At 64.9% G+C, this 24,360-nt stretch carries 21 protein-coding genes; 15 read left to right on the top strand and 6 right to left on the bottom strand.

The features are described 5' to 3' along the window. The first annotated feature begins 127 nt into the window (after positions 1-127). Positions 128-823, top strand: coding sequence for a ParA family protein (locus DID98_RS29950; RefSeq protein WP_006759638.1), 696 nt, complete (start codon positions 128-130; stop codon positions 821-823). After that, the gene (locus DID98_RS29955; RefSeq protein WP_124523082.1) at positions 816-1,847 is read left to right on the top strand and encodes a ParB/RepB/Spo0J family partition protein; all 1,032 of its coding nucleotides are present in this window, start codon (positions 816-818) and stop codon (positions 1,845-1,847) included. The genes DID98_RS29950 and DID98_RS29955 overlap by 8 nt, the downstream gene beginning before the upstream one ends. A gap of 90 nt (positions 1,848-1,937) precedes the next feature. Here DID98_RS29955 and DID98_RS29960 read toward each other — a convergent pair whose 3' ends face one another. Continuing rightward, complete coding sequence (locus tag DID98_RS29960) at positions 1,938-3,254, bottom strand: replication initiation protein (protein ID WP_124571905.1); 1,317 nt, start codon at positions 3,252-3,254, stop codon at positions 1,938-1,940. 1,728 nt (positions 3,255-4,982) lie between these two features. On the opposite strand from DID98_RS29960, the gene DID98_RS29965 reads away from it, so the two are divergent. Next, on the top strand, positions 4,983-5,561 hold the full coding sequence (locus tag DID98_RS29965) for a hypothetical protein (protein WP_124571906.1): 579 nt from the start codon (positions 4,983-4,985) through the stop codon (positions 5,559-5,561). Between the two features lie 229 nt (positions 5,562-5,790). Beyond that, on the top strand, positions 5,791-6,117 hold the full coding sequence (locus tag DID98_RS29970; protein ID WP_044848822.1) for a hypothetical protein: 327 nt from the start codon (positions 5,791-5,793) through the stop codon (positions 6,115-6,117). 326 nt (positions 6,118-6,443) lie between these two features. Here the strand turns inward: DID98_RS29970 and gcvA are convergent, their stop codons facing one another. Continuing rightward, positions 6,444-7,349, bottom strand: coding sequence for a transcriptional regulator GcvA (gene gcvA / locus DID98_RS29975; protein ID WP_044848823.1), 906 nt, complete (start codon positions 7,347-7,349; stop codon positions 6,444-6,446). Between the two features lie 140 nt (positions 7,350-7,489). On the opposite strand from gcvA, the gene DID98_RS29980 reads away from it, so the two are divergent. Both DID98_RS29980 and DID98_RS29985 read left to right on the top strand, forming a co-directional pair. After that, positions 7,490-8,782 carry an adenylosuccinate synthase gene (locus DID98_RS29980; RefSeq protein ID WP_124571907.1) on the top strand — a complete coding sequence of 431 codons (1,293 nt, stop codon included), beginning with the start codon at positions 7,490-7,492 and terminating at the stop codon, positions 8,780-8,782. A 237-nt stretch (positions 8,783-9,019) separates the two neighbouring features. Further along, positions 9,020-9,961, top strand: coding sequence for a LysR family transcriptional regulator (locus DID98_RS29985; RefSeq protein ID WP_124571908.1), 942 nt, complete (start codon positions 9,020-9,022; stop codon positions 9,959-9,961). Between the two features lie 507 nt (positions 9,962-10,468). Here the strand turns inward: DID98_RS29985 and DID98_RS29990 are convergent. The 3 genes from DID98_RS29990 to DID98_RS30000 form a co-directional block, all read right to left on the bottom strand. Beyond that, the gene (locus DID98_RS29990) at positions 10,469-11,182 is read right to left on the bottom strand and encodes a dienelactone hydrolase family protein (RefSeq protein ID WP_124530008.1); all 714 of its coding nucleotides are present in this window, start codon (positions 11,180-11,182) and stop codon (positions 10,469-10,471) included. 312 nt (positions 11,183-11,494) lie between these two features. Further along, positions 11,495-11,806 (bottom strand): DUF4148 domain-containing protein, encoded by a 312-nt coding sequence (locus tag DID98_RS29995; protein WP_124571909.1) that lies wholly within the window; start codon positions 11,804-11,806, stop codon positions 11,495-11,497. A gap of 461 nt (positions 11,807-12,267) precedes the next feature. Next, positions 12,268-13,233 carry a GlxA family transcriptional regulator gene (locus tag DID98_RS30000; RefSeq protein ID WP_185640901.1) on the bottom strand — a complete coding sequence of 322 codons (966 nt, stop codon included), beginning with the start codon at positions 13,231-13,233 and terminating at the stop codon, positions 12,268-12,270. 216 nt (positions 13,234-13,449) lie between these two features. Here DID98_RS30000 and DID98_RS30005 point away from each other — a divergent pair, with 216 nt between their 5' ends. The 9 genes from DID98_RS30005 (at position 13,450) to DID98_RS30045 (ending at position 23,398) form a co-directional block, all read left to right on the top strand. Next, positions 13,450-14,091: an HD domain-containing protein gene (locus DID98_RS30005; protein WP_124523072.1), complete on the top strand. Its 642-nt coding sequence runs from the start codon at positions 13,450-13,452 to the stop codon at positions 14,089-14,091. 345 nt (positions 14,092-14,436) lie between these two features. Next, a complete protein-coding gene (locus DID98_RS30010; RefSeq protein ID WP_044848829.1) occupies positions 14,437-14,892 on the top strand; it encodes an antitoxin Xre/MbcA/ParS toxin-binding domain-containing protein in 456 nt (151 codons plus the stop codon). After that, on the top strand, positions 14,889-15,368 hold the full coding sequence (locus tag DID98_RS30015; protein ID WP_044848830.1) for an RES family NAD+ phosphorylase: 480 nt from the start codon (positions 14,889-14,891) through the stop codon (positions 15,366-15,368). The genes DID98_RS30010 and DID98_RS30015 overlap by 4 nt, the downstream gene beginning before the upstream one ends. Before the next feature lie 118 nt (positions 15,369-15,486). After that, positions 15,487-15,909 carry a hypothetical protein gene (locus tag DID98_RS30020; protein WP_124571910.1) on the top strand — a complete coding sequence of 141 codons (423 nt, stop codon included), beginning with the start codon at positions 15,487-15,489 and terminating at the stop codon, positions 15,907-15,909. Positions 15,910-16,156: 247 nt separating this feature from the next. Continuing rightward, the gene (locus DID98_RS30025; protein ID WP_124571911.1) at positions 16,157-16,696 is read left to right on the top strand and encodes a hypothetical protein; all 540 of its coding nucleotides are present in this window, start codon (positions 16,157-16,159) and stop codon (positions 16,694-16,696) included. A 617-nt stretch (positions 16,697-17,313) separates the two neighbouring features. Then, entirely contained in the window at positions 17,314-18,564 is a 1,251-nt protein-coding gene (locus DID98_RS30030) for a DNA repair exonuclease (protein ID WP_124489712.1), read from the top strand. A gap of 3 nt (positions 18,565-18,567) precedes the next feature. After that, entirely contained in the window at positions 18,568-22,038 is a 3,471-nt protein-coding gene (locus DID98_RS30035) for a YhaN family protein (protein WP_124489711.1), read from the top strand. A 121-nt stretch (positions 22,039-22,159) separates the two neighbouring features. After that, on the top strand, positions 22,160-22,684 hold the full coding sequence (locus tag DID98_RS30040) for an HD domain-containing protein (protein ID WP_044848835.1): 525 nt from the start codon (positions 22,160-22,162) through the stop codon (positions 22,682-22,684). A gap of 9 nt (positions 22,685-22,693) precedes the next feature. Then, positions 22,694-23,398 carry a DUF429 domain-containing protein gene (locus tag DID98_RS30045; RefSeq protein ID WP_124489710.1) on the top strand — a complete coding sequence of 235 codons (705 nt, stop codon included), beginning with the start codon at positions 22,694-22,696 and terminating at the stop codon, positions 23,396-23,398. A gap of 161 nt (positions 23,399-23,559) precedes the next feature. Here the strand turns inward: DID98_RS30045 and DID98_RS30050 are convergent, their stop codons facing one another. Further along, entirely contained in the window at positions 23,560-24,030 is a 471-nt protein-coding gene (locus DID98_RS30050; protein WP_124489723.1) for an ATPase, read from the bottom strand. Positions 24,031-24,360 lie beyond the last annotated feature (330 nt).

Genomic DNA, 24,360 nt, shown 5'->3' on the forward strand with positions numbered 1-24,360 from the left:
CTAGCCATTTGGCCTGCTTGTCACGTGACAACCACATTGATCAGAAAATTTCTCTGTTTATCTAACACTTTTCTGGACTTTTCAACAACAACTGCATATATTACGCAAAACTCCTTGGAGGAATTTAATGGCTTTCAAGATCGCCGTTAGCAATCAAAAAGGTGGTACTGGAAAGACGACCATCTCCGTCAATATCGCGGCGGCCTTCGAGGCTGGCGGCAACAAAGTCGCCTTGATCGATGCCGACCCTCAAGGCACGTCAGTCAGATGGGTCACAAGCGGGGAAAATACGCTCCCGATGACGGTTCTGTCTTTGGCCCCCGCCGGTCGCGGCATCGGCGGCGAGATCAAGAAGCAGGATGCAAATTTCGATGTGATCGTCGTGGACTGCCCGGGCAACCTCGAAGACCCGCGCATTGCGTCGGTGCTGGAAGTCGCCGATTTCTGCCTCGTACCGCTATCCCCGTCCCCGGCCGACCTGTACAGCACCGTCGCGATGATTCGGATGATCGAGTCGATGCGTGCCGTTCGGAACCCGAATTTGTCTTCCGCGCTGATGCTGAATAGCGTCAATGGAAAAACTAAAATGCGTGAAGAAATTTTAAAAATTCTAAGGGCTGAAGAAATAGGGGAGCATCTGCTCGACAGCCAGATCGCGCAGCGAGAGGTCTACCGGCAGACGTTCGCCCTCGGCACCACGATCCATCATCACAATCGATACCTGAAGGGGCTGAAGGAAGCCCGCGCGGAAATCGAGCGGCTGGTCACCGAAATGGCCCAATACATCGCGTCGACGCGCGCTACCGGAGCCGCTCATGGCTAAGGACACCTCAAAAGAGAAGAAGCCGACCGGCAACCTGCACCTCGCGGCCGGCCTGCTGCGCGGGCTCGCGCAGGAAAACGCGGCGCTCGAAACGCGCCTGCCGGAGCCGGTGGCCGCGTCGAATCCCGCCACCGAAGCCGCTTCCCCCGTCGCCCCCGCCTCGACCACGTCCGCCGACGCGATCGACCTCGGCGCGCCGCAGAAAGTCGCGGTCAAGGACTGCATCCCGAACCCGTTCAACCCGCGCGTGTTCTATTCGGAATCGAGCCTGCACGAGCTCGCACTGACATTGAAGCGGGAAGGGCAGATCGAGCCGATCAAAGTCACGCGGCTCCCGGAGTTTCCCGGCAAGCTCGTCGTGATCGACGGGCAACGCCGCCTGCGCGCGACGAGCATCAACGGCGACGAGACGATCAACGCGACGTTTCGCACGGACCACACGCCCGAGCAACTCTATACGATCGCGTATCGCGCCAACCACGACCACGAGCGCCAGACGATCTTCGACGATGCGGTCGCGTGGAAGCGTCTTCTCGACGAAAAGGTCTTCCCCGACCAGAACACGCTCGCGGAAAAGATCGGCAAGGACAAGGCATCGATCAGCAAGACGCTGTCGCTGAACGCTCTGCCCAACACGCTGCTCGAACGGATGGCCAGCGCGAACGATGTGGTCGGCCTGCAGGCGGCGTACTTCCTGAAGCTGATTTTCGAGCGCCTGGGCGAACCGGCTGCCGACCGGCTGCTCACCGCGGTGATCGACCGGAAAAAGTCGGTACGCGACCTCGAGAATTTCCTGCGCGCGCAGAGCGACGGCAACAAGAAGGCGGGGCGCACGCGCTACAGCGTCCGTCACGATTTCGCGCTCGAATCACGCGCGATCGGTCAGCTGAAGACCTATCCGGACGGGCGTCTGGATCTGCAACTGAAGGGAGTCGATGCGTCTCACCAGGAAGCACTCGCCGACCGCCTCAAGACCGTAATCGATGCGTACGTCGCCGAACTGGCAGACGCCGCGCAAAAGTAGCCGCGCCAAGACAAAGGCCCCGCGCCTGCACGGCACCGCGCAACCGGATGAAGTCCGGCGCGCGGCGCATGCCAGGCTGCGAGGCCTTGATCAGTTGGTCGCGAGGCTGCTTTTCAGCAGGAATTCCAGCAGGTCGTCCGAGGTCGGTTCGCCCCAGGTGTCGATCGCCAGCCAACGGAAGAAACTGGTTTGCGCCAGCTTGCTCGCCTTCTTCTTCGGCGACAGCGTGAGATCCTTCGAACCGGCCACCGTCTCGTTGTAGCGCTCGATCAGCTTGGTCTGGTCGTCGATCTCCAGCTCGCGGAAATACGCGCCAGCTTCGTCGACCTTCGCCGCCAGGTATTTGTCGCGAATCTGTTCCTGCTTGCTCTGCGCGGATTCCTTTGCCGGCGCGGCCGTTTCGGTCCCCTGACCGTCGGCCAGCGTATAGCCGTGTGTCAGCGCCTTGCGGAAATACGCGGCCACGTTGTCGACAGGGGCGGCATTCTTCTTCGTAGTCCGATTGAGCGTATAGGCAATTGCCGCCTTGATGCGCTGCACACCGTACTGCGTGATCAGCCGGCGCGCTTCCGAACGCGGGATGCCGAACTTGGCGACTTCGTCGACGAGTGCTTCGTTCTTGACGTCGCCTTCCTCGACCGTATCCGCGCTCTGCTTGCGCGTCACCTTGAACTGGACGGCCTCCACGCTACGACCTGACTTGTGTTCGATCAGCTCGAGCGTATGGTCGGAAACTTCGTTCACCTCCTGAATGCACGGCACCAGGACCTTGCTCTTGAAGAGCTTGTACTCCTTGTACGATTGCGACGCCTTGTCCTGACCGAGAATGAGATCGCGGAATTTTGGCAGCGGAATCTTCGCCGTGATGCCGATCCCCTCGTAGCGCACCGTGTTTTCCCACAGGGCAAGCGAGTGCGAGCGCCGAAACTCGCGCGCGATCCGCATATCGATGAGCGCGTAGATCTCCGGATTGAGCAGCTCGCTGCGAATCTGGTCGGAGAAGCTGTACTTCAGCACCGATTGCTCCAGTTCGGCGCCGGCGAGCAGGCCCGACGCCTTCCACACCGTCGAGCGGTCGGCCGCAAGGTAGTCCCAGTTGACGACGGTACTGATCAGCGAGTTGACCGTGTCCTTCACGTACTTCGTGTTGTTGCTGTTCAACCCGCTTTCGTGCGAGAGCGCGGCGATCGAGATCGAGAAGCTCGTCCGGCCGGGCTCGAACGCTTCCTGACGAAGGGCATTCTTGATCAACGAGCTGAACATCTTGCGCTGCTGCAGCCCGATCTTTCCGGACTTCGGAGCGATATGAATGGCCTGGACCGCCTTGCGCAGCAGATCGGGAGGCTCGGGCGTCTGAAATAGCGAAACCTGCTTGTCGGAGCCTTTGATTGCGGGCTTGCGCGGCATCGTGATGTCCGGAGAAGGTGACCGTGTTGATGGCGGACTTTATACCTTTTCCAGCCACCGAGCAACGTCTCTTTCTACGGTATCACTTTCACTATCGATGCTAAGTTCCAGTCACAAAAGGAAAAACCTAGGTTTTCCTATTTGTTCGGAGCCCCATATCCATATACCTTTGGGTCAAAAATAGCTCCCAAAACCTTCTACCTGTGTGGTTTGTCGCCAGGATCCGGCATGGGACTTGCCCTATCAAAGGTACCCATTCATGGGAAACAATCGACTCGAACTGGATTGGCGAACCCGATTCGTGGTGCCCTGCAACACGATCTGCGTTCCTCCCATAACGCGCTACCTTCGACACGCCCCATGAATGGGTACCTGTCGAAATCCACCGGCGTGGCGTTGTGTCTTCAACTGTGTCCGACAGGCGAAAATGCTCCCCATGGATGACTACCTTCAGACTCCCCCACAGAAGGTAACCTTTCTACCGGCCTGATCCTGTTTATGGGACGCCACAACCATAGGGACGAGCCAAACGAGATCACGCGGTCAATACAGGCACCCATAAACGGCTACCTGAAGTCCGCCCCATAACCGGCTACCCCACATAAAATGCTGTGCCCGGCGGCACGAACCGATCAGCTGGAACGCACCATAAATGGCTACCAATGGATTCCCCCATAGAGGGCTACCTGAAGTGTTTTTGGGCCGAATTCCCATAACAGGCTACGCGTGCCCCATATCCACAACCCCCATTTCCCATAACGCGGTACCCGATTCCCCAAATCCACAGACCTGAAACCCCATACTCTTCCGCCTGTGCTCCCATAAATGGGTACCGAACACCTGTCAAACCCTTGCCAGACAAGGCTGTGAGCCGTCTAAAAGTAGTTAAAGAAGTAAACGTTGTTTACCAAAGATGTAAACACACGTGTGCCTGTGCAGAAAAACAACCCCCATAAACCGCTACCAAAGGGACTCCAGCGGGCTCGACTGGCACAGCAATCCGGGTCTACAGCCTGTGGATCCCCCGATATGTGGCCTCATTCTGCGAGCCTCCCAGGCCTGACAAGGCTTCGCAAGAGGGTGAGTACCTACTAACAAGCGCTCAAACGTAGAAACCTATGGGATGGAATCCGCGTTTTCAGGACATAGGTTCCCATCTATGGGATCGGAAAATGCCCACAGCGGGAGGTTTCTCCGTCCGGGATTACCCGTAGACGACGGCCATCACACCCGCACAGGAATACTGCGGGTACGCCTCAGGGCAGTGAGAAATGACCGGAATTCATCCGCAAGCGGTTATTTTTGCGTCTGTGCCCGCGCTTCCGTGGATAAGTCTCCGGCTATCGCGCGCCGGCTCGTCCGACACTTTTCAGTCAGTAACCCGTGCGCGGACGAAACCCCCGGCCCTTGCTCCGTTCATTTGGCCTCATAGCTTTCTACCTTTGGGCCTGTATCGGAATCGGTACAGGATCCCGACAGCCGGGACAAGAATTGCATCCCTGTGCCGGTCGACACGACAATCAAACGCGCTTCGGTCACGGCGATCCCGGCATGGTTCCGAACGTGAGGCGAGCGCCATCAACCAGGCTCCCCCTCACTGGATACATACTCGAATCCCGAAAATGCTCACCGTCGGAAGTTGTCGGATCCTGTAAAGGCTCACCGACTAGCTCCTCGCAGGTTGATGGACCATCCGTGCGACGCGTCCGCACGAGATGCGGGCACCCGATGGAAAAGCTGTGGCGTATGCGCGCAGCGCCAGACGCGCCGGCGTGCTTGTCGCACAGGCGCAAAACGCTTCGTGACGCAGATACGATGACGCGCGCAGCGCAGGCGCTCATGCGACTGCATCGTACGATGCAGATGCGCGATCGTGAACGAATGCCGATCGAAGCGCTCACCTTGTGCTGCAGATGTCATCTCCCAAAAGTGGCGACGAATCGCGCCGAACAGGTAACCATGCAAGCGGCCACCGGTTACCCGATCGTTCGCATCGTATCGGGCCGACGTGTAGTGGAGGAACGGGGCGGACTCGGCATGGAACGATTCGTGGTCATTTATGGGAGGAGCCGTCGTTCGCGCGGCCGCAAATCGCAACATGGGGCACAGGTCCGCGATTTCGTCGCATGTTCCGCTCATGAGGCAACGATCGCGTTGCGGGAGCAGCAAATTCCACGGATGAAACAGTCGGCGTCGTACGCGGGCGCGGTGCGCCGAAGCGGATCTCATCCTCATCGGCAACCTGCATCGTATCGACGGAACAATCCGCTTCGTCACATGTTTGCGGCGGTCGCACGCGTCGCGTGATGTATTGCCGTGTCCCTGCGAAACGAGGGTCCGGCGGACACGCGGGAGACGTGACGATGCGACGTTTCCCATACGTGTATCCCCAAGAATGTGCGCACGATAGCGCCACATTTTTTGCAACGCGGTTATGATGCAAAGGCCCTGATCGCGAGATGAAGACCGGCCAGGGGCAGGGGCGGTATCTCGATGTACTTTCACTCCGTGACCAATCAGAAAAGAGAGTTCAGCGATGCGAATCCAGATCAAAAAACTGACGCTGGCTGCTACGGCAGCGGCGTTCCTCTTCGGCTCGGCTGCTCCGGTGTTCGCGCAGACCGACGCCAGCGCACCGGCCGCATCCGCCGCTTCGGATGCGAAAGCTGCGAAGCGTGAAGCACGCAAGGCAGCACGGGCAAAACGCAAAGCCGAACACAAGGCAGCGCGCGCGAAGAACAACGCCGAACTGAAGAAGCTCGAAGACGCGGGTTACAAGCCGGCGGCCAACGATCCGAACTACCCGCAGAATCTGCAGAACGCTGAGAAGAAGGCGGGCGAAGCCGCGGGCGCCAGCCAATAAGCGTCCCTCGCGTGAAAAGCCCCGGCTCGAGCCGGGGTTTGTCGTTTGTGCTGCGGAAACGCGATACGTGTCCGGGCACGCATGCGGGTATCACATTCGCATCAAATGATTCGATGTCCTTTGTTTTTCGATGAGGTGGAAACCACCTCGATGCGGTGACTCTTCCTGCTCTGTCCGTCCTGTTCAGACTAGTAGTAATCCTACGGAATGCAAAAAACCGTTGGATGAACGCCGAGGCGAAAGACGTTCATGCACGAGCAATACGCGGCGTCGCAGCGGCGCCCGAAACCCGCACCGACCGAGCGATCGTCGCCATCAGGACCTGGTCAGCGCCGCGCGTTCGCTGCCGCCGCATTCCCCGTCACTTTCAGCCAGTCCTTGAATGCCCGCACGGCTTCGTCCTCCGCGCGCGCAGCCGCCACATAAGTGAAGTAGCGCCACGGCGGCAGTGCCGGTTCGCTGAACGGCTGCACCAGCCGGCCTTCGGCGATGTCGTCCGCGACGAGCGCGATCGGCCCCATCGCGACGCCGAGACCGTCGAGCGCGCCTTGCAGCGTCAGATAGAAATGCTCGAGCGTGAGCGAATGCCGCGGCACCAGATTCGCGTGCCCCGCTGCCGCGAGCCACTCGGGCCACATGCCGGGATAGGTCGCCGCATGCAGCAGCGTGAAGCCCGCGAGATCGGCCGGCGTACGCAACGGCCTGCCCTCGAGCAGCTTCGGCGCGCATACGGGTAGCCTGACTTCGGACAGGAATTCCTCGGCGACATAGCCGTCGATTGCCTGCGGGCCGCCGCGGACGATCAGGTCGACCTTGTCGCGCAACTTCTCGATCGGCTCGTTCGATGTCGACAGCCGCACTTCGACGGCCGGATGGGCGACCTGGAACGACGACAGCTTCGGCACGAGCCAGCGCAGCGAAAACGTCGCGGGCGCGCTGACGCGCAGCACGCGCTGCTGCCCCTGGCCGAAATGCTGCGCGGTGGCCAGCGCAATCCGGTCGAACGATGCACCGACCTCGGCGAGGTACGCGCGACCGGCATCGGTCAGGTCGACCCGCCGGTTGTGCCGCTCGAACAGCGGCCGGCCAAGCCACGCCTCCAGTTGCTGGACATGCCGGCTGATCGCGCCATGCGTCACGCACAGCTCGTCGGCGGCGAGCGTGAAACTGCCGTGCCGGGCCGCGGCTTCGAACGCGCGCAGCGAATTCAACGGAGGAAGTCGTCGGGCCATTCATCGTTTCGCGTGAGTTTTACTTACGCGAATGCTCAGATTTAATCGTTTGATCGGGCGATCATGCTTCGCCAATATGGCACACAAACGGCCTACGCGGCCGGAATATGTGTCTGAATTTCTCACATGGAGTATGGAGCATGCCGAACGTGGTGGTGGTGGGCGCCCAATGGGGTGACGAAGGCAAGGGGCGCGTCGTGGACTGGCTGGCGGCGCAGGCCGATCTCGTCGCACGCTACAACGGCGGCCACAACGCGGGCCATACGCTGGTCGTCGGCGACAAGACGTACAAGCTCGCGCTGTTGCCGAGCGGCATCGTGCGCGGCAAGCGCGGCGTGATCGGCAACGGCGTGGCGCTCGATCCGGAGGCGCTGCTGGCCGAGATCGGGCGGATGGCCGAGCTCGGGCTGTCGGTGACGCCGGACAATCTGTCGATCGCGGAGAACGCCACGCTGGTCCTGCCGATTCACCGTGCGATCGACCAGGCGCAGGAACGTCTGCGTCGCGAGCCCATCGGCACCACGCTGCGCGGGATCGGGCCGGCCTACGAGGACAAGGTGGGGCGCCGCGGGCTGCGGGTTGCCGATCTGGTGGCGGAGCCGGACCGGCTTGCCGGCAAGCTCGACGTGCTGGTCGATCACCACAATGCATGGTTCCGCGGCCTGGGGCTCGAGCCGTGCTCGCGCGACGCGATGGTTGCAATGCTGGTCGACATCGCACCGAAGATCCTGCCGTTCGTGCGTCCCGTGTGGGCCGACCTCAACGACGCGAACGAGCGCGGCGAGCGCATCCTGTTCGAGGGCTCGCAGGCCGTGATGCTCGACATCGACTGGGGCACGTATCCGTTCGTGACGTCCTCGGGCACCGTTGCATCGGCAGCGGCGGCCGGCACCGGCCTCGGCGCGTCGAAACTCGGCCACGTGCTGGGCGTGACCAAGGCGTACGCGACGCGCGTCGGCGGCGGCCCTTTCCTCACTGAACTGAACGACGCCACCGGCGAAACGCTGCGCGCACGCGGACAGGAATTCGGCGTCAACACGGGCCGGCCGCGCCGCTGCGGATGGCTCGATGCCGCGCAGTTGCGGCAGGCCGTGCGGATCTCGGGTATCGATTCGCTCGCGCTCACCAAGCTCGACGTGCTCGACGGCTTTGCGTCGATCGAGCTGTGTGTCGGCTACGAACTCGACGGCGCACGCGTCGACCATCTGCCCGCGAGCCTCGATGCGCAGGCACGCGCAACGCCCGTCTATGAAACGTTCGCCGGGTGGGACGGGACCGTGAAGGGCGTGCGCGAGCGTGCGGCGCTGCCGCGTGCCGCTCAGGATTTCATCGCACGCGTCGAGGCGGTCGCGGGCGCGCACGTATCGATGATCACGACGGGCGCCGAGCGCGACGACACGATCGTGCTGAGCAATCCTTTCGACCCGGCCTGAGCGCGACGCGGCACGCGCAATGCGTGCCCGGCAGGCCGCCGCCATGCGGCCTGCATCGCTCCGGCGCCGGTCGTCCTGGGGCATGGGTTGTCGCGTGAACGACTGCCTGCCGCCGCGGTGCACGGCAAACTGGACACGCCTGCATCGCTGCGGTACTGTTCCGCACGATTCGCGCCAGACCGGCCCGTGCCGGGGCGGGCGCCGCTGCGAAGCGATTTCAATCCCGGGGACATGTCGATGGACACGTTACAGATGATGCGCATTTTCGTCCGGGTGGCGGAGGAGGGCAGCTTCACGAGCGCGGCCCAGCGCCTGGACATCACCACCGCCTACGCATCGCGTTCGGTCGCGCAACTCGAAACGCACCTGCACACCCGTCTGCTCAACCGGAGCACGCGCCGCATCGCGTTGACCGATGCCGGACAGCGCTATCTCGACCGATGCCAGCGCATCCTCGGCTATATCGACGAAGCGGAAGCCGAGGCGGCCGATGCGCAGGCGAAGCCGTCGGGGCGCCTGCATGTGCACGCGACGACCAGTTTCGGCCAGGCCTACCTGGTGCCCGCAGTGGTGCGATACCGGCAGCGCTATCCGTCGGTGGCCGTCGAGCTCACGCTGTCGCAGCACGTGCCCGACATCATCGACGAAGGCTACGACGTGTCGCTGCAACTGAGCGCGACGGAGTTGCCCGACTCGGGGCTGGTGTCGCAGCGGCTTGGCGATGTACACAGCGTGCTGTGCGCGTCGCCGGCGTACCTGAAGGAACGCGGGACGCCGCGCACCGTGCGCGATCTCGAAGCGCATGCGTGCCTGCAGATCGTCACGCCGATCTTTCCGCGCGACCGCTGGCATCTCGACGGCCCCGACGGTCGCGAGACGTTCGAACTGCCGCTGGCGGATTTCCAGGTCAACATCGCCGACGCGCTCGGCGCCGCGTTGCGCGCCGGCCTCGGCATCGGTTCGTTGCCGATGTCGACCGCGGTGCCCGCACTGGCGAGCGGCGCGCTGGTTCGCGTGTTGCCCGAGTACCGACTGCAGAAACTGACGGTCTACGCGTTGTACGCGTCGCGCCAGTACCTCGACGCGAAGATCCGTACCTTCGTCGATTTCCTGCGCGAATGCGTGCCTGAAATGCTATCCGCCGACGAGGCTGCGCTGCGCGGTTCCTGCGAGTCCTGAGCGAAGGCGGACGACGTGTGCCGGATCGCATGATGCGGCACACGCATCGTCCTTGAATCCAGGTTCGGCTGCGCAAGATACTTTGCATACCTGAATTGATGGTGAAAAGACGCGGCACGACTTCACCGACCGGCTGCATCGCTCGATGCGCGCCGTTATGGAAAACCTGCTTTCGATATCGGAGATCGTCGGTTCGGTGTGAAGTGTCGACCGCCTGGCATCGATGCGACGCGTGCCCGCGCGTTTACGCGACCGTTTGCAAGTCGTGCACCGGCCACGCGCAACCCGCTCCTCCGTTTCCGCTCCGTCGAACACAGGCTTCCATGGCAGACCGACCATCCGGATTCCGTCGCCAGCTAATCGAGGCCGGTCTGATGATCGCGGCAGGCGCCATCGCCGCTCGCGTAACGCAATCCTTGCCGCATACGACAACGCCACGGATGCAAGTCCGTGGCGTTTTGCTTGACGTGCATCGCTGCACGGCAGTGGCGGATGCCTGCTGCGGTATTACTGCTGCTTGTCCCAGAGCGTGCGCCCGAAGAACGTGAGCGTGCGATCCCACGCGATCTGCGACCACACCGGATCGAACTGCGTGCCGCCGATGCGGCCGGGGCCGACGGCCGTTTCGTTCGCGAACGCGTGATGCGCGAGATAGCGGTGGAATTCGACGTCGACCTTTGCATCGGTCAGCTTCTTCTCCAGCGCATCGACCTGGTCGATCGCGAAGAACGCGTCCTGCGTACTCCAGTGACCCATCAGCGGCACCTTGATCTTCGACGGGTCGAGGTAGTCGAGCGGAGGGAAGCCGTACCACGTGACGCCGGCGTCCGCCTCGGCGAACTGCAGCGACAGCAGCGTGAGCGCGCCACCCATGCAGAAGCCGGTGACCGCCACGCGCGACGCGTGCGTCTTCAGGTATTGCACCGCGCCGGGAATGTCCTGCGATGCGGCGTCGCCGAAATCGAGGCCCGTCATCAGGTGGTGCGCTTCTTCCTCCTCGACCGTCGACTTGCCGCGATACAGGTCGGGCACGAGCGCGAAGTAGCCGCAGCGCGCGAGGCGATCGGCGACGCCGCGGATCTGGTCATTCAGGCCCCACCACTCCTGGATGACGACGACCGCGGGTGCGCCTTCGGTCTTTTCCGGCGTGGCGAGGTAGCCCTGCAGTTCCTGGCCGTCCGGACGGCGAAACGTGATCATGGAACCGGATGTTTGAGACATGAAACCGCTCCTTTTCGAAAAATGCGATGAGTGCGGCATCGGGTCGGCCAGCGAGTGCGGTATGCCCGGTGAGTCGAGGTCTCGCTCGCGTTCGCTTCGGCCGGCGCCGACCACGCGGCCATTCTATGCGCAAACGCCGGCGGTCTGCGTGAACGGCGCGATGCGGCGGCCGATTCGCGCGCGCGCATCGATCGGGCGTCGTGCGGCGCGCATGTCGCGTGCGCCGAAAACACAACACCCCGCCCCGATGGACGGGAGCGGGGTGTTGCGTCGGCAACGGGCGTATCGCGGTATGCGTCGCGTGCGGCAGTCTTACTGACCGAAATAGACCGAGTCGCGTGCGCTCTGCTTGACCGCGATCGCGCGGCCGGCATGCACGCCGGCGGCGGCCTGTGCGCCGTAACCCGTTGCGTCGCCGTTCGTCACGCGCGCCTGCGCGGTCTGCAGCGCGTTCGGGTAGTGGACATCGGAGACTTCCGGCTTGTACCCGGCCTGTTCGAGCTGGACGAGTTCTGCGCGGACCTGGGCACGCGTCAGTTGGTCTGACGGGTTCGACTGAGCGAATGCGCCAAACGATGCGGACAGGGCGCTGGCAGCGGCGACTGCGTAGATGAACGACTTCATGATGACCTCCGGTTTTCGTAGATTTCGCGCTTCGCTTGGTTGCGTTGAGCGGTTGATTTGCATCGTAGCGATCGCGATACCGGTCGGAAATAGGCGTTCCAGCGAATAATTATTGCAACTGGGTAAACGATTCGCGGGAAAATCGGGTTTTGTCGGACGATTGTTGGCGTGCCTGATGGCGGTCACGGGTTGCGGTGCGGCATGATCGTCGCGGCGGCGGTGAGTCGAGCATGGCATGTCGACGCAAGAACGACGGGCCGGCGCGCTACAGGACAGGAGCGTATGGCGTCCGAACGCCGACCTTGGCCCCGAGCTTGGCCGATAGAAAGGTCAATTGAATCGGATAACGAAGTATTGATGGTGGACACGGAAAGCCGCACGCCCCATCGCGTTGAAATCGAAACCAGCCTTCCTTCGCGCATCGACGGGAATGCCCGTGCCGTCTCGTCGCGCGTACCACATCAGGCGTCGACGATTGCCTGCCGTTTCCGGTATTCGGCAGGCGTGATCCCGACATGCCGCGCGAACGACCGTCTGAGCGTATCGACATTCGCGAAGCCGCATTTCGCGGCGACCTGCTTCGGCGTGTCATGTCCGTTTTCGAGCAACTGGCGAGCCGCCGCGACGCGGGTCGCTTCGACCCACGCGGCCGGCGTCATGCCGACCTCCGCGCGAAAGAGCCGTGCGAAGTGGCGCGGGCTCATGCCCGCATGCTTCGCGAGTTCCGCCACCGAGTGCTCGAGTTCCGGATGACTGGCGATCCAGCGCTGGACTTCCTGCAGCACCGAACGCCCCGCCGGGCGCGCCGCGCCGCTGCGGCTGAACTGGAGCTGCCCGCCCGGGCGCTTGAAGAACATGACGAGTTGCGCGGCGACGCGCCGCGCGATTTCCCGGCCGAGATCCTCCTCGACCAGCGCAAGCGCGAGATCGAGGCCGGCCGTGACACCGGCACCGGTGCGCAGCTTGCCGTCGCGTACGTACAGCGCGTCCGCTTCGACGGTGAGCGACGGATAGGCGGCGGCGAGCGCATCGGCCGCGGCCCAGTGCGTCGTCAGGCGTCGTCCTTTCAGCAGGCCGGTCGCCGCGAGGATGAATGCGCCGGTGCAGATCGAGCCATACCGTTTGCTTTGCACGGCGGCCGATCGAAGCCACGCGAGCACGTCGGTGCGCAGCGCGATCCGGCCGGCACCCGGTGCACCGGCAACGAGCAGCGTATCGATGCGATCGGGAATGTCGGGAGCGATCCAGTCGGCCAGCAATTGCGCGCCCGATGACGTGCGGATCGGGCCGGACTCGCTCGCGATGATCCGCAGCGTATAGAACGGTTTGCCGCTTTCGGCGTTTGCCTGTGCGAATACGTCGAGCGGCGCGGAGACGTCGAGCAGTTGTACGCCCGGTACCGCGAAAATACCCACGACCTTCGGCATGTTCGGTTGCGTGATGTGTCGAATGTGACGCGTAGCAGTATAGACGCGCGGTGCGATGCGACGGGCGGGGCATCGGCGCATTACGCGGGTGCGATTCGATGGTTCCGGCAGTGGTGGCCGTCGATCTAGCAAAATGGCAGGATTTGGCGTAATACGCCGATTGATGCCAAACGACGGTCTCCGCAGAATGAATGCTGTCTTCCAAGGAGGTCGATCATGACTGTGAACGTCGCCGGCATCACCCTTCCCGATAGCCAACTCGCGCGCGAGATCACCGAACTCGTACGGGATACCGAGTCCGAGCTGCTGTTTCATCACTCCAGCCGCGTGTACTACTTCGGTGCGCTCGCGGGCCAGCGCCGCGGGCTGAGCTACGATCCCGAACTGCTCTATTGCGGCTGCATGTTCCATGACATGGGGCTCACGCATCGACACAGCAGCGCGTGTGAGCGATTCGAAGTGGACGGCGCCAATGCCGCGCGCGATTTCCTGAAGAGCAGGGGCATTTCGCAGCAGGACATCGACGTCGTGTGGACCGCGATCGCACTGCACACCACCCCCGGCATTCCGCAGCACATGCATCCGGTCGTCGCGCTCGTCACCGCGGGTGTCGAGATGGACGTGCTGGGCCTCACGTATCCGGAGTACAGCGACGTCGAGCGAGAAGCCGTCGTCCACGCGCATCCGAGGACGCCGCGCTTCAAGGAAGACATCATCCAGGCGTTCTACGACGGTATCCGGCACAAGCCGGACACGACGTTCGGCAACGTGAAGGCCGATGTGCTGGCCGACAAGGATCCGCATTTCCATGCAGGCAATTTCTGCAGCGTGATCCGAGCGTCGGCGTGGGCCGGTTGATCGGTGTCGGTGGCAGGCGGGGCGGGGGGAAGGCAACCGGTGCGACGCATGTCGAATTCGGTGGCCGGACGTGGCGGGCTCCGTTTCGTCGATGGAATATTCATTAGAAAAGTTGTTACGTGACAACTTCATGACGTCAGTCAGCGACTTCATATACGTGAATTTCACGATCCCGCTTCAGACGCGCATCTCCGGCCGCGCGTGCCGGCGCGGCGAGCGGGAAGCCCCGTTTCGCCGACACCCGCAATTGCCCGCCGTCGACCGGTCGTCGACCGCCTGACGACCGAATCCGCCCGTCTTCGGCAAAACGCCTATAATGGTTGGGCAAATTGCCGGAGAAGAGTCATGAGTACGATCGCGTTTCACCCTTCGGGCGTCGCGCACCCGCGCCAGGCAGAGTTCACGATCCTCGAGCAACTGCTCGCGATTCGCGTGCGCTCGGGCGCCGATCTCGCGGAGTTGGCGAGCGCGCGTGTCGACGTCGCGGTGATCGACCGGCTGTCGGAGCGCGGCCTGAAGTCGGACGAACTCGCCTTCATCATCCCGCGGCGCACGCTGAGCCATCGCCGCCAGGCGCACGAACGGCTGTCGCAGGAGGAGTCCGACAAGGCGATCCGGCTGGCGCGCATCGTCGCGCAGGCGACGGCCACGTTCGGCGACCAGGACAAGGCGATGGCGTGGCTGCGCAACGGGCTCCAGCGCTTCGGCGGACGCACGTCGCTCGACATGGCGAGTACCGAGCATGGCGCGCGGCTCGTCGAGGAAGCCCTCACGCAGATCGACGAGGGGTACTTCGCTTGACGACGCTGTGGCGCATCAGCAATTACGCGGACCTGAAAGGCATCGGCGGATTGCGGGCCGGCGGGCGCTGGCATTTTGCCGGGCAGCCCGTCGTCTATCTCGCCGAGCATCCGGCGCTCGCGCTGCTCGAGACGCTCGTTCACTTCGAAATCGCCACCGTTGCGCAATTGCCGAGCGGCTACCAGCTGCTTCGGGTCGAGGTGCCTGAATCGGTGGATGTTGCCGAGATCGCGGAGGGCGATGCGCCGGCCGACTGGCGAGAAGACGTCGACTGGACCCGCAGCGCCGGCACCGAGTGGCTGCACACGCAGCCGAGCGCCTTGTTGCGCGTACCGAGCGTCGTCGTGCCGCACGCGCACAACTTCCTGTTGAATCCGCTGCACCCTGCCGCATCCGGGATCCGCATCGCCGAAGTCATGCAGTCGCCGTACGACAGCCGGATTCTGCGGCTGATCCAGTCGAACAAGAGCGAATAGGGCTGATTGCGCGCCGTCGCGCGGCACCGCGCCGATCAGCGCTCGCCTGCGGCTCCGGTCTGCCGGTCGCGGCGGGCAGGGTGCTGCACGTCACCAATGCGAAACATGAAGGCGGCACATGGCAGCAACGATCGATGAACAGAACGGCCACGCATCGTGGCAAGGGGGTGCCGTGACGAACGCGCATCTGCTCGAAATTGACGCCATCCTGTCGGGCCCGGGGTTTTTCGATTTTCTCGGCGACGTCGATTGCGATCGAGCGCTGGCCAGCCGCGAGGCGGAGCCGTTCGACGCCGGCTGGATGACGGCATTCGACGAAATCGACGGCGATCCGTGCGCCGTGCTGGACAAGCCGGCCGTGGATGCCCTGAGGGAAAAGGCGTTCAGGCTCGCGTTCCGGGCATCGGGGAATGCCGACATCGCGGCGTGCGTGTCGGACGACATCGAGCTGATCGCGCGAAGCCGGCTGTCGGGCCGCACCGACGGCTGGCCGTCACGCGTTCTTTGGGATGCCTACAGGAACGGCCGGTTTCCCTGCTAGCCGATGCGGCGTACCGGATGCGCCGATGCATGCGATCGGACGATGCCAATCACGTGCCTGCCGCGATGATTGTCAAACAGTGTGAGTCAATCGTCAGCATTTGCAACGGAAGTAACAGTCCCCGCAATTCGACGGTTTCGGGCGTGGGTGCGGCTACATTGGCTCCACCTGCCGCACGTCGCGGTGAGGCATGCGACAAGCCGCACGAAGGCGGCCCGCAGCAACAACGTCTTTGGGGAGAATGACCATGAACAAGATTCGCACGATTCTGCTTGGCGCCGCGCTGACGGCAATCGCGTCGGCCGCTTTCGCACAAACGGCCCAGACGGGCGCAGAAGGTTCCGCCGGCGTCGGCGCACAAGTCCAGACGCCGCTGCTCGGCGGCGGCGTGGGCGTGCAGGCGGGTGCAGGCGCGAATGCCGCGGGCTCGGGTTCGGGCGCAGGCAGCCTGGTCGGCGGTGCGCTGAACGGCGTGGGCAAGACGGTCGGCGGCGTCGGCTCGGCAGCGGGCAATGCGGTTGGCGGTGCGACGCAGGCGGTCGGCTCGGCTGCAGGTTCGGCGAAGGATGCCGCGACATCGGCCGTGCACACGACGAAGTCGCACGTGAAGCACGTTGCATCCTCGGCAAAGAGCCACGCGCAAGGCGCGGTGTCGACGGCGGGTGATGTCGCAGGCGGCGCGAAGGCGAAGGCCGGCGAAGCGCTTGAGGGTGCGGCGAACTCGGTGCAGGGCGGCGCATCGGTCGGCGTGAAGGGTTCGGCGTCGGCACAAGGCGGCGCGCTGTAAGCGATACGCTTTCAGCCAAGGCCCGGCCCGCTTCGATGCGGGCCGGGTCTTTTTTTTGGCGCGAGCCGCGCTTCGCGGCCGCGTCAGTGTGCCGCGAACCGGAACAGGCGTGCCGCGCACCCGCTGCCCATTGCCTGCCCGCCATGCTTAAATAGCGGGGCTCCCGGTCGACGGTCGTTCTTGCGCGGCACCGGTCGATGCAGGCAAGCATGTCCGATCGGCAGCGTGACGACAGACGACTCCAAAGCGCCGCCGCGGCCCGCCCGGCGTGGTCCGATAACATTCCGAGGCATCACGGCCATGACCATCCCGTTCCGTCTTCTCGCGCTTGCCTGCGTGCCGCGGCTCGCGGCTTGCGTGTCACCGCCCATGCCGCGCGGCGAGTGACGCGTGCGGCGTGGGCACGGTGGGCGCGAGGCCGGACGAATTCGCGGCGCCCGCTTTCAGGTACCATCCCGACCCGCTGGCGACGGGCGGCACGATCGGTGCGGACGAGCGCCGCCACCCGCGACGGCGCATCCGGCGGCGGTCCGGACTGCGACCAGCGGCCGCGCGTCGTTCGACGGCGCACAATGCCGGTCGACATCGCCCCTTCGTCATGAAACAGAGGAATCTTCGTGAAGTTCATCCACGCCGCAGACATTCACCTTGACAGCCCGCTGCACGGCCTGAGCGCGTATCCGGATGCGCCGGCCGCGCAGTTGCGCAACGCGTCGCGCGAGGCGCTGCGGCAGCTCGTGGATCGTGCGATCGAAGAGGAAGTCGCGTTCCTCGTGATCGCCGGCGACCTGTACGACGGCGACTGGAAGGACCACAACACCGGCATTTTCTTCGGCCAGCAAATGGGCCGCCTGCGCAAGGCCGGCATTCGCGCATTCGTGCTCGGCGGCAATCACGATGCCGAAAGCGAGATGACGAAGAAGCTGACCTTGCCCGACAACGTCACCGTGTTCGGCCACCGCAAGCCGGAAACCTTCAAGCTGCCGGAATTCGACGTGGCGCTGCACGGGCAGAGCTTCAAGGACAAGGCCGTCGTCGACAATCTCGCGATCGGCTATCCGGATCCCGTGCCGGGCCATTACAACATCGGCGTGCTGCACACCGCGCTCGAAGGCTATGCGGCGCATGCAAACTATGCGCCGTGCTCGCTGGCGGAATTGCATGCGAAAGGCTACGACTACTGGGCGCTCGGCCACGTGCACGAATTCCAGCATTGGTCGGGGCCGTCGACCGTCGTGTTTCCCGGCAACCTGCAGGGGCGCCATATCCGCGAGACGGGCCGCCGTGGTGCGGTACTCGTGACGGTGGAGCAGGGCCGCACGCACGTCGAGCGCCTGTACCTCGACGTGCTGCGCTGGGAAGCGTTGTCGGTCGACGCGTCCGATTGCCTGACGGTCGCCGACCTGTCGAGAAAGATCGGCCAGTCGCTGGAGACGCTGTTGAGCGTCGATGGCCACGTGCCGCGCGCGGTGCGCGTGACGGTCACGGGCCGCACGCCCGCGCACGGTCTCTTCTTCGGCCGTGCGCCGCAATTGCGTGCGGAGGTGCTGAACCAGATCGGCATCATCGGCAACGAACGGCTGTGGCTGGAGAAGGTCCGGCTCGCGACGTCCGCGCCCGTGCAGCCGCAAGGCGAGAGCGAGCAACTCGAGGCGCTGGAGGATCTGAAGCAGATCCTGGCCGATGCCGCACACGATCCGGATTTTCTCGCGCTGCTCGAACGCGACCTGAAGCCGTTCGTCGGCAAGGTGCGCAGCGACGTGAAGGAAGAGGTGCCGCTGCTGACGATGGCGCGCGCCGGCGAACTCACGGCGCTGGTCGAGCAGGTCGGTCCCGCGTTGCTCGCGCGGCTGGCGAGGGGGGAATAAGCGATGCGAATCAGCCAGCTCGACCTGATCAAGTACGGCAAGTTCACCGACGAGACGCTGCGCTTTCCGTCGGCCGGCCAGGATTTCCACGTGATCGTGGGGCCGAACGAGGCCGGCAAGTCGACGATCCGGACGGCCGTGTCGGAACTGCTGTTCGGGATGAAACTGCAGACCCCGCTCGACTTCCTGCATGCGACGCCCGAACTGCGGATCGGCGGCGTGCTGGAGGGCGGCGCCGGCGCGCTCGCCTTTCATCGCGCCCGCGGGCGCAGTCCGCTGCGCACGCCCGCCGACGACAAGCTGCCGGACGACTATCTCGACGCCATCCTCGACGGCGCGACGCGCGAGTTCTTCGAACAGATGTTCGGGCTCGACCACGGGCGGCTCGTCGACGGCGGCCGGAGCATTCTCGACGCGTCCGACAAGCTCGGCCAGGTGCTGTTCGAATCGGCGGCGGGTGTCGGCACGCTCGGCCCCGTGCGCGAGGAACTCGACGCGCGCGCGGCCGAGCTGTGGGCGCCGCGGCGCAGCGGTAGCGCATTCGCGCAGGCCGAGACTTCGTTCAACGAAGCAGTTGGCGAACTGAAGGCAGTCCAGGTGCGCACGCGCGACTGGGTCGATCGCAAGGAGGCGCGCGACGCGGTCGAGCAGGAGATCGAGCAGGCGCGCGTGGAGCAGCGTCGCCTCGAAGCGTTGCGCTCGAAGCTCGAGCGCGTGCGGCGGCTGGCGCCGTACCTGAAGGAACTGACGATCAAGGAAGCGGCGCTGGCCGAACTGGGGGCCGTCGTCGAGCTGCCGCCGACCGCGTATGCCGACTTGCTGAAAGCGCAAGGCGATCTCGCGGCCGAACAGAAGGTGCTCGAGGAACGGCGCGCGGACCTGCTCGCGAAACGGCAGGCGCGTGATGCGATCGATCCGGATGCCGACGCGCTCGCGCTCGAAGCCGATATCGAAGCGCTCGACCGGCTGCGCGGCGCATGCATGAATCATGCACAGGATCTGCTGTTGCTCGGCGCGGACGTCGAGCGGCATCTGTCCGCCGCGGGTTCGGCCGCCGCGCAGCTCGGCTGGCCGACCGACGAGACGTCGCTGCGCGCGGCCCTGCCGACCGCGCTGTCGCTGAAGACGGTCGCGAACCTGCTGCGCGACCACGGCGCGCTGCATCAGGCGCTGGCCGGCGCGCGCGAGTCGCTCGACGAGCGCACGCAGGAACTCGCGCAGGCACGGGAACAACTGGCGCGCCTGTCGACCGTCGATGTGCCTGAAGCGCTTCGTGCGGCGCTCGCCGATGCGCAGGGCTTTCGCAATAGCGGGCAGCGTGAACAGGCACTCGAACGCGACATCGCGGCCGCCGAGCAGACGCTGTCCGACGCGCTCGATGCGCTCGGCCAGTGGCGCAAGCCGGTCGACGCGCTGCGTGCGCTCGACGTGCCGTCGGCGGCTCGGCTCGGTGTGCTGCTGACCGAAGCGAGCGAACGCGCGAGCGCGGCCGCCGCCGCACGCGATGCACGGGACGGCGCGCAGGAAGAATACGAGCGGCTCGAACTGCAGGAGAAGCATTTCGCTCAGACCCACAAGGTCGTCACGACCGCCGAGGTGCTGGCGGCGCGCGCTCGCCGCGATGGCGCCTGGGGCGACGTTCGCAGCGGCGCGGTGGATCTGGCAACCGGCGCGCCGGCCGTCGACGATGCAATTCGCCTCGCCGACGAACTCGTCGATGCGCAGCTCGGCGCCACGCAAGCGGCGGCGACACTGCAATCGCTGCGTCAGCAGGTCGAATCCGCGCGCGTCGTGTTGACGCGCCGACAGGCGACCGTGGACGAGCGCGAACGCGAGCTGGCGGCACATCGCGACGCGTGGGCCGAACTGGCGACGACGGCCGGCGTGCCCGGCATGCCGCTGGCGGCGATGGGCGACTGGCTCGCCAAGCGCGACACGGTGTTTGCCGCGCAGCTCGAGCTCGACCGCCTGCGCCGCGAATTCGCGACGATCCGCGATGCGCGGGCCGGTGCGGAAGCCGCGTTGCGTTCGGCGCTGCGCATGGTATCGCGCGGCGGCGACGCCGACGGCCTGACGGCACTCATCGCGATCGCCGGGACGTTCGTGCAGTCGGCGGAAAAGACGCTCGCGCAAAAGGACAGCCTGGAGGACCGCGCGCGCGAAGCCGAACGCGGATGCGCGACGGCTCGTTCGCGCGCCGACCAGGCCCAGACCGCCTACGATGCGTGGCACGCGCAATGGCGCGACGCGCTTGCCGACGCGAAGCTGTCCGCCCATGCGGTGACGCTGGCTGCCGCGGAAGGTGCGCTCGCGCTCGCGAATACGGTGACCGCCGAACTGGCCGACGCCGATGCGCCGCGCAATCGGATGACCGCGATCCGCGCGGAGCTGGCCGCGCTCGAGGCCGGCGCACGGCGGCTGGCCGAAGCGCTCGAGCCCGCGTGGCTGGCGAGCGGCGACTGGCTGGACGTTGCGCGCCGGTTGACGATGCGCGTTGCGGCCGCACGGGAAACCGCGCGTGCGATCGGTCGTGCCGACGACGCGGTGCGGCAGGCTGACGGCAAGGTCGCCGATGCCGCCGCCGCGGTGGCAGGCGCGGATGCGCGCATTCAGCCGTTGCTGCAACTGGCCGGCGTCGCATCGATCGACGCGGCGCTGCCACTGGCCGAGCAATCGGATCGGCAGCGCCAGCTTCGACAGGCCGTCGATGCCGCGAAGGAGGCGCTGGTGCGCGACGGCGACGGCTTGTCCCAGCCGGCCGTCGAGGCCGAGGTCGCTGAACAGGACATCGCCGACGTGCCCGCGCATCTCGAAGCGGTGAAGCAGTCGCTGGGCGACGTCGGCACGCGCCTGAACGCGCTCGCGCAGCAGCAGGTGGTGGCCCGGCAGGCATTCGGCGCGATCGACGGCCAGGCGAATGCGGCCGTGGCCGAAGCAAAGCGGCAGGAAGCGCTCGCGGCGATGGGCGATGCAGCGGAACAGTATCTGGAAGCGGCGACCGCGAGTCGCTTGCTGAAGTGGGCGACCGATCGTTATCGCGACCAGAAGCAGGGGCCGATGCTGCGCCGGGCGGGCGAGATTTTCGCGGGACTCACGCTGGGCGAATTCGCGCGGCTGACCGTCGACACCGAACGGACGCCGCCCGCGCTGTATGCGCGGCGCACGAAGGGCGCGTCGGTCGAGGTCGCCGGCCTGAGCGAAGGGACGCGCGACCAGTTGTTCCTCGCGCTGCGGATCGCGGCGCTCGAACTGCAGCTCGCCAGCAGGACCGCGCTGCCGTTCGTTGCCGACGACCTGTTCATCAACTTCGACGATGCACGTGCGAAGGCGGGGCTCGAGGCGCTGCGCGATCTGTCGGCGCGAACCCAGGTGCTGTTCCTGACGCACCACGATCACCTGCTGCCGCTCGTGCGGGACGTGTTCGGCGCGCAGGTCAACGTGGTCGCGCTGCAGCGCGAGGCAGCCGGCGCATGACGCCGGGCGGCCCGATGTCCCGATACGTGGGAATGGTCATCGCGTACAGGTAGTATGTGCGGTTCCGAAACGCACGCGACCGGTTCTGCCGGTCACGGGTCCGGCCACACGAGGGATCGACATGAACAAGCTGGTAGCTGCGATTGCGTTCGCGGCGGACAAGCATCGCAATCAGCGGCGCAAGGACGACGAGGCGTCGCCATACATCAATCATCCGATTGCGCTGGCCGCTGTGCTGGCCAACGAAGCCGGCATCGAGGACGAGCGTGTGATCGTCGCGGCGGTGTTGCACGACACGATCGAGGACACGGAGACCACCGAGCAGGAACTGCTGCGGCTGTTCGGCAAGGACGTCGCGGACATCGTGATGGAAGTCACCGACGACAAGTCGTTGCCGAAGGACGAGCGCAAGCGCCTGCAGGTCGAGCATGCGGCGACAATCAGCCGCCGCGCGAAGCTCGTGAAGCTCGCGGACAAGATCTGCAACCTGCGCGACATCGCCCGGCATCCGCCCGCGGACTGGCCGCTCGAGCGCAAGCAGGCGTACTTCGACTGGGCGAAGTCGGTCGTCGACCGGATGCGCGGTGTACATCCGGGCCTGGAAGGGATCTTCGACGCCGCGTACGACGCGCGGCCGGCCGACTGACGCGCGGCCATGCGGGCGGCCCGATCCCGATCCGTCGCGCGGTCACTGCCTGCGGTGGCGGGCGTCGACGTGGGCGGCGACAGGAAGCAGTGCGACCTCGTGATCCTGCGCGGCTCGACGATCGTCCGGCGCGAGGCGCGGATCGCGCCCGAAGCGCTGCCTTCGCTGTGTATCGAGCATGACGTGGTGGCGGTCGGCGTCGACGCGCCGAGCCTGTGGTGGACCGGAAGCGGGCGCCGGGCGGCCGAGCGGGCGCTCGCGCGTGAACGGATCTCATGTTTCCCGACGCCGTCGCGCGAGCAGGCCGTGGCCAGCACGTCGGGCTTTTTCGACTGGATGTTCATGGGGGAGCGCGTCTACCGCGCGCTGGCCGGCGCCTATCCGCTGCTGACCGACGCACGGTATGCCGGCGGGCGCGTGAGCTTCGAGACTTATCCGTACGCGATTACCTGTGCGATGCTCGGCAAGGCGATTGCGTCGGCGAAGCAGAAACGCAACCAGCGGCGGCAATTGCTCGCGCAACTCGGAATCGATGTTTCGACGCTGCGATCGGTCGACGCGCGGGACGCCACGCTGTGCGCATTGACCGCGCAATACGTGATCGACGGCAGCGCACACGCGTATGGCGATGCGGAGGGCGGGTATATCCGTGTACCGGTCGTCGGCGAGACTATCGTTCTCGATACGCTCCAGTCACGGGCCGCGGCTCGCTGATACCGGTGAACCCGTGGCAGCGGGGTGAGCTTTTTCGGGAGGCGCATCGGACTGCCGACGTCACGGTGTCGAGCAGGGACGGCCGTTCGGCATGTGCGCAGCAGGTGGCGTGCGCATCGACATAGGCAGTCGACGCACCGTATGCCTCACGGCCGTGATGCTCAGTCTTCGAGAATGGACTTCGGTACGCTGGAGAGATCGCAGGCATCTGCCTGCTCGAAGTAGCCTTGCGCATCGTCGATCATCACGACCGCGACGTCGATCAGTTCGTCGAGCCGCTGCAGCAGCGATTCGCGCCACTCGATGTCCTCGTCGCGCTCGGGCGTCTTGTCGAGCTGCTCGATGATCGAGTCGGCGGTCTGCAGGAACGGGATCGCCTGTTGATAGTTTTCGATCGAGACCATCGCTGCGTTGCGCGCGCCGACGAGCCGTTCACGATGCTCGTCCGCTAGTTCGGACTCGCCGCTGATGCGCGGCAGTACATCCGAGATGCGTTGCAGGAGCGGCGGGACCTGTTCTTCGAGCATGACGGCGCGCTCGCGCAGCGCGGCGTATTCATCGCGGAGATCGGCGTCGCCGGATTGTGTGGTGCTGTCCATCGTCGGTGTGAGTGCGTTGTTCGATCGCGGCATGATACTCGACGGCGTGCGCCCCCTCGTTTGTTCCGCAGCAGGATGACGAGAGCGCGACGCCAATACGGAGCGCGGTGGACCAGAGGATGTCGTCGACCGTCTATATATAGGAGGAAAGAAGGCGGCGCTCCTGATCCGCCGTGGACTTCTCGCGCTGCAGTATGTATTGAGCGTGACACCCCAAGCCCCGAGCGCGGCAGCGCACGGGGCTTTTTCAAAATATTTTCACAAAGGGGTTGCGGAGAGCGGGGCGGGTGCTTAGAATCACGCCTCTTTCGCGCTAACGGAAACGCAGCGCGGGGGAAGAAGGGAAGCGGTGCTGTCGAAGTC

The organism is Burkholderia sp. Bp8984 (assembly GCF_003853755.1).
GTDB lineage: Bacteria > Pseudomonadota > Gammaproteobacteria > Burkholderiales > Burkholderiaceae > Burkholderia.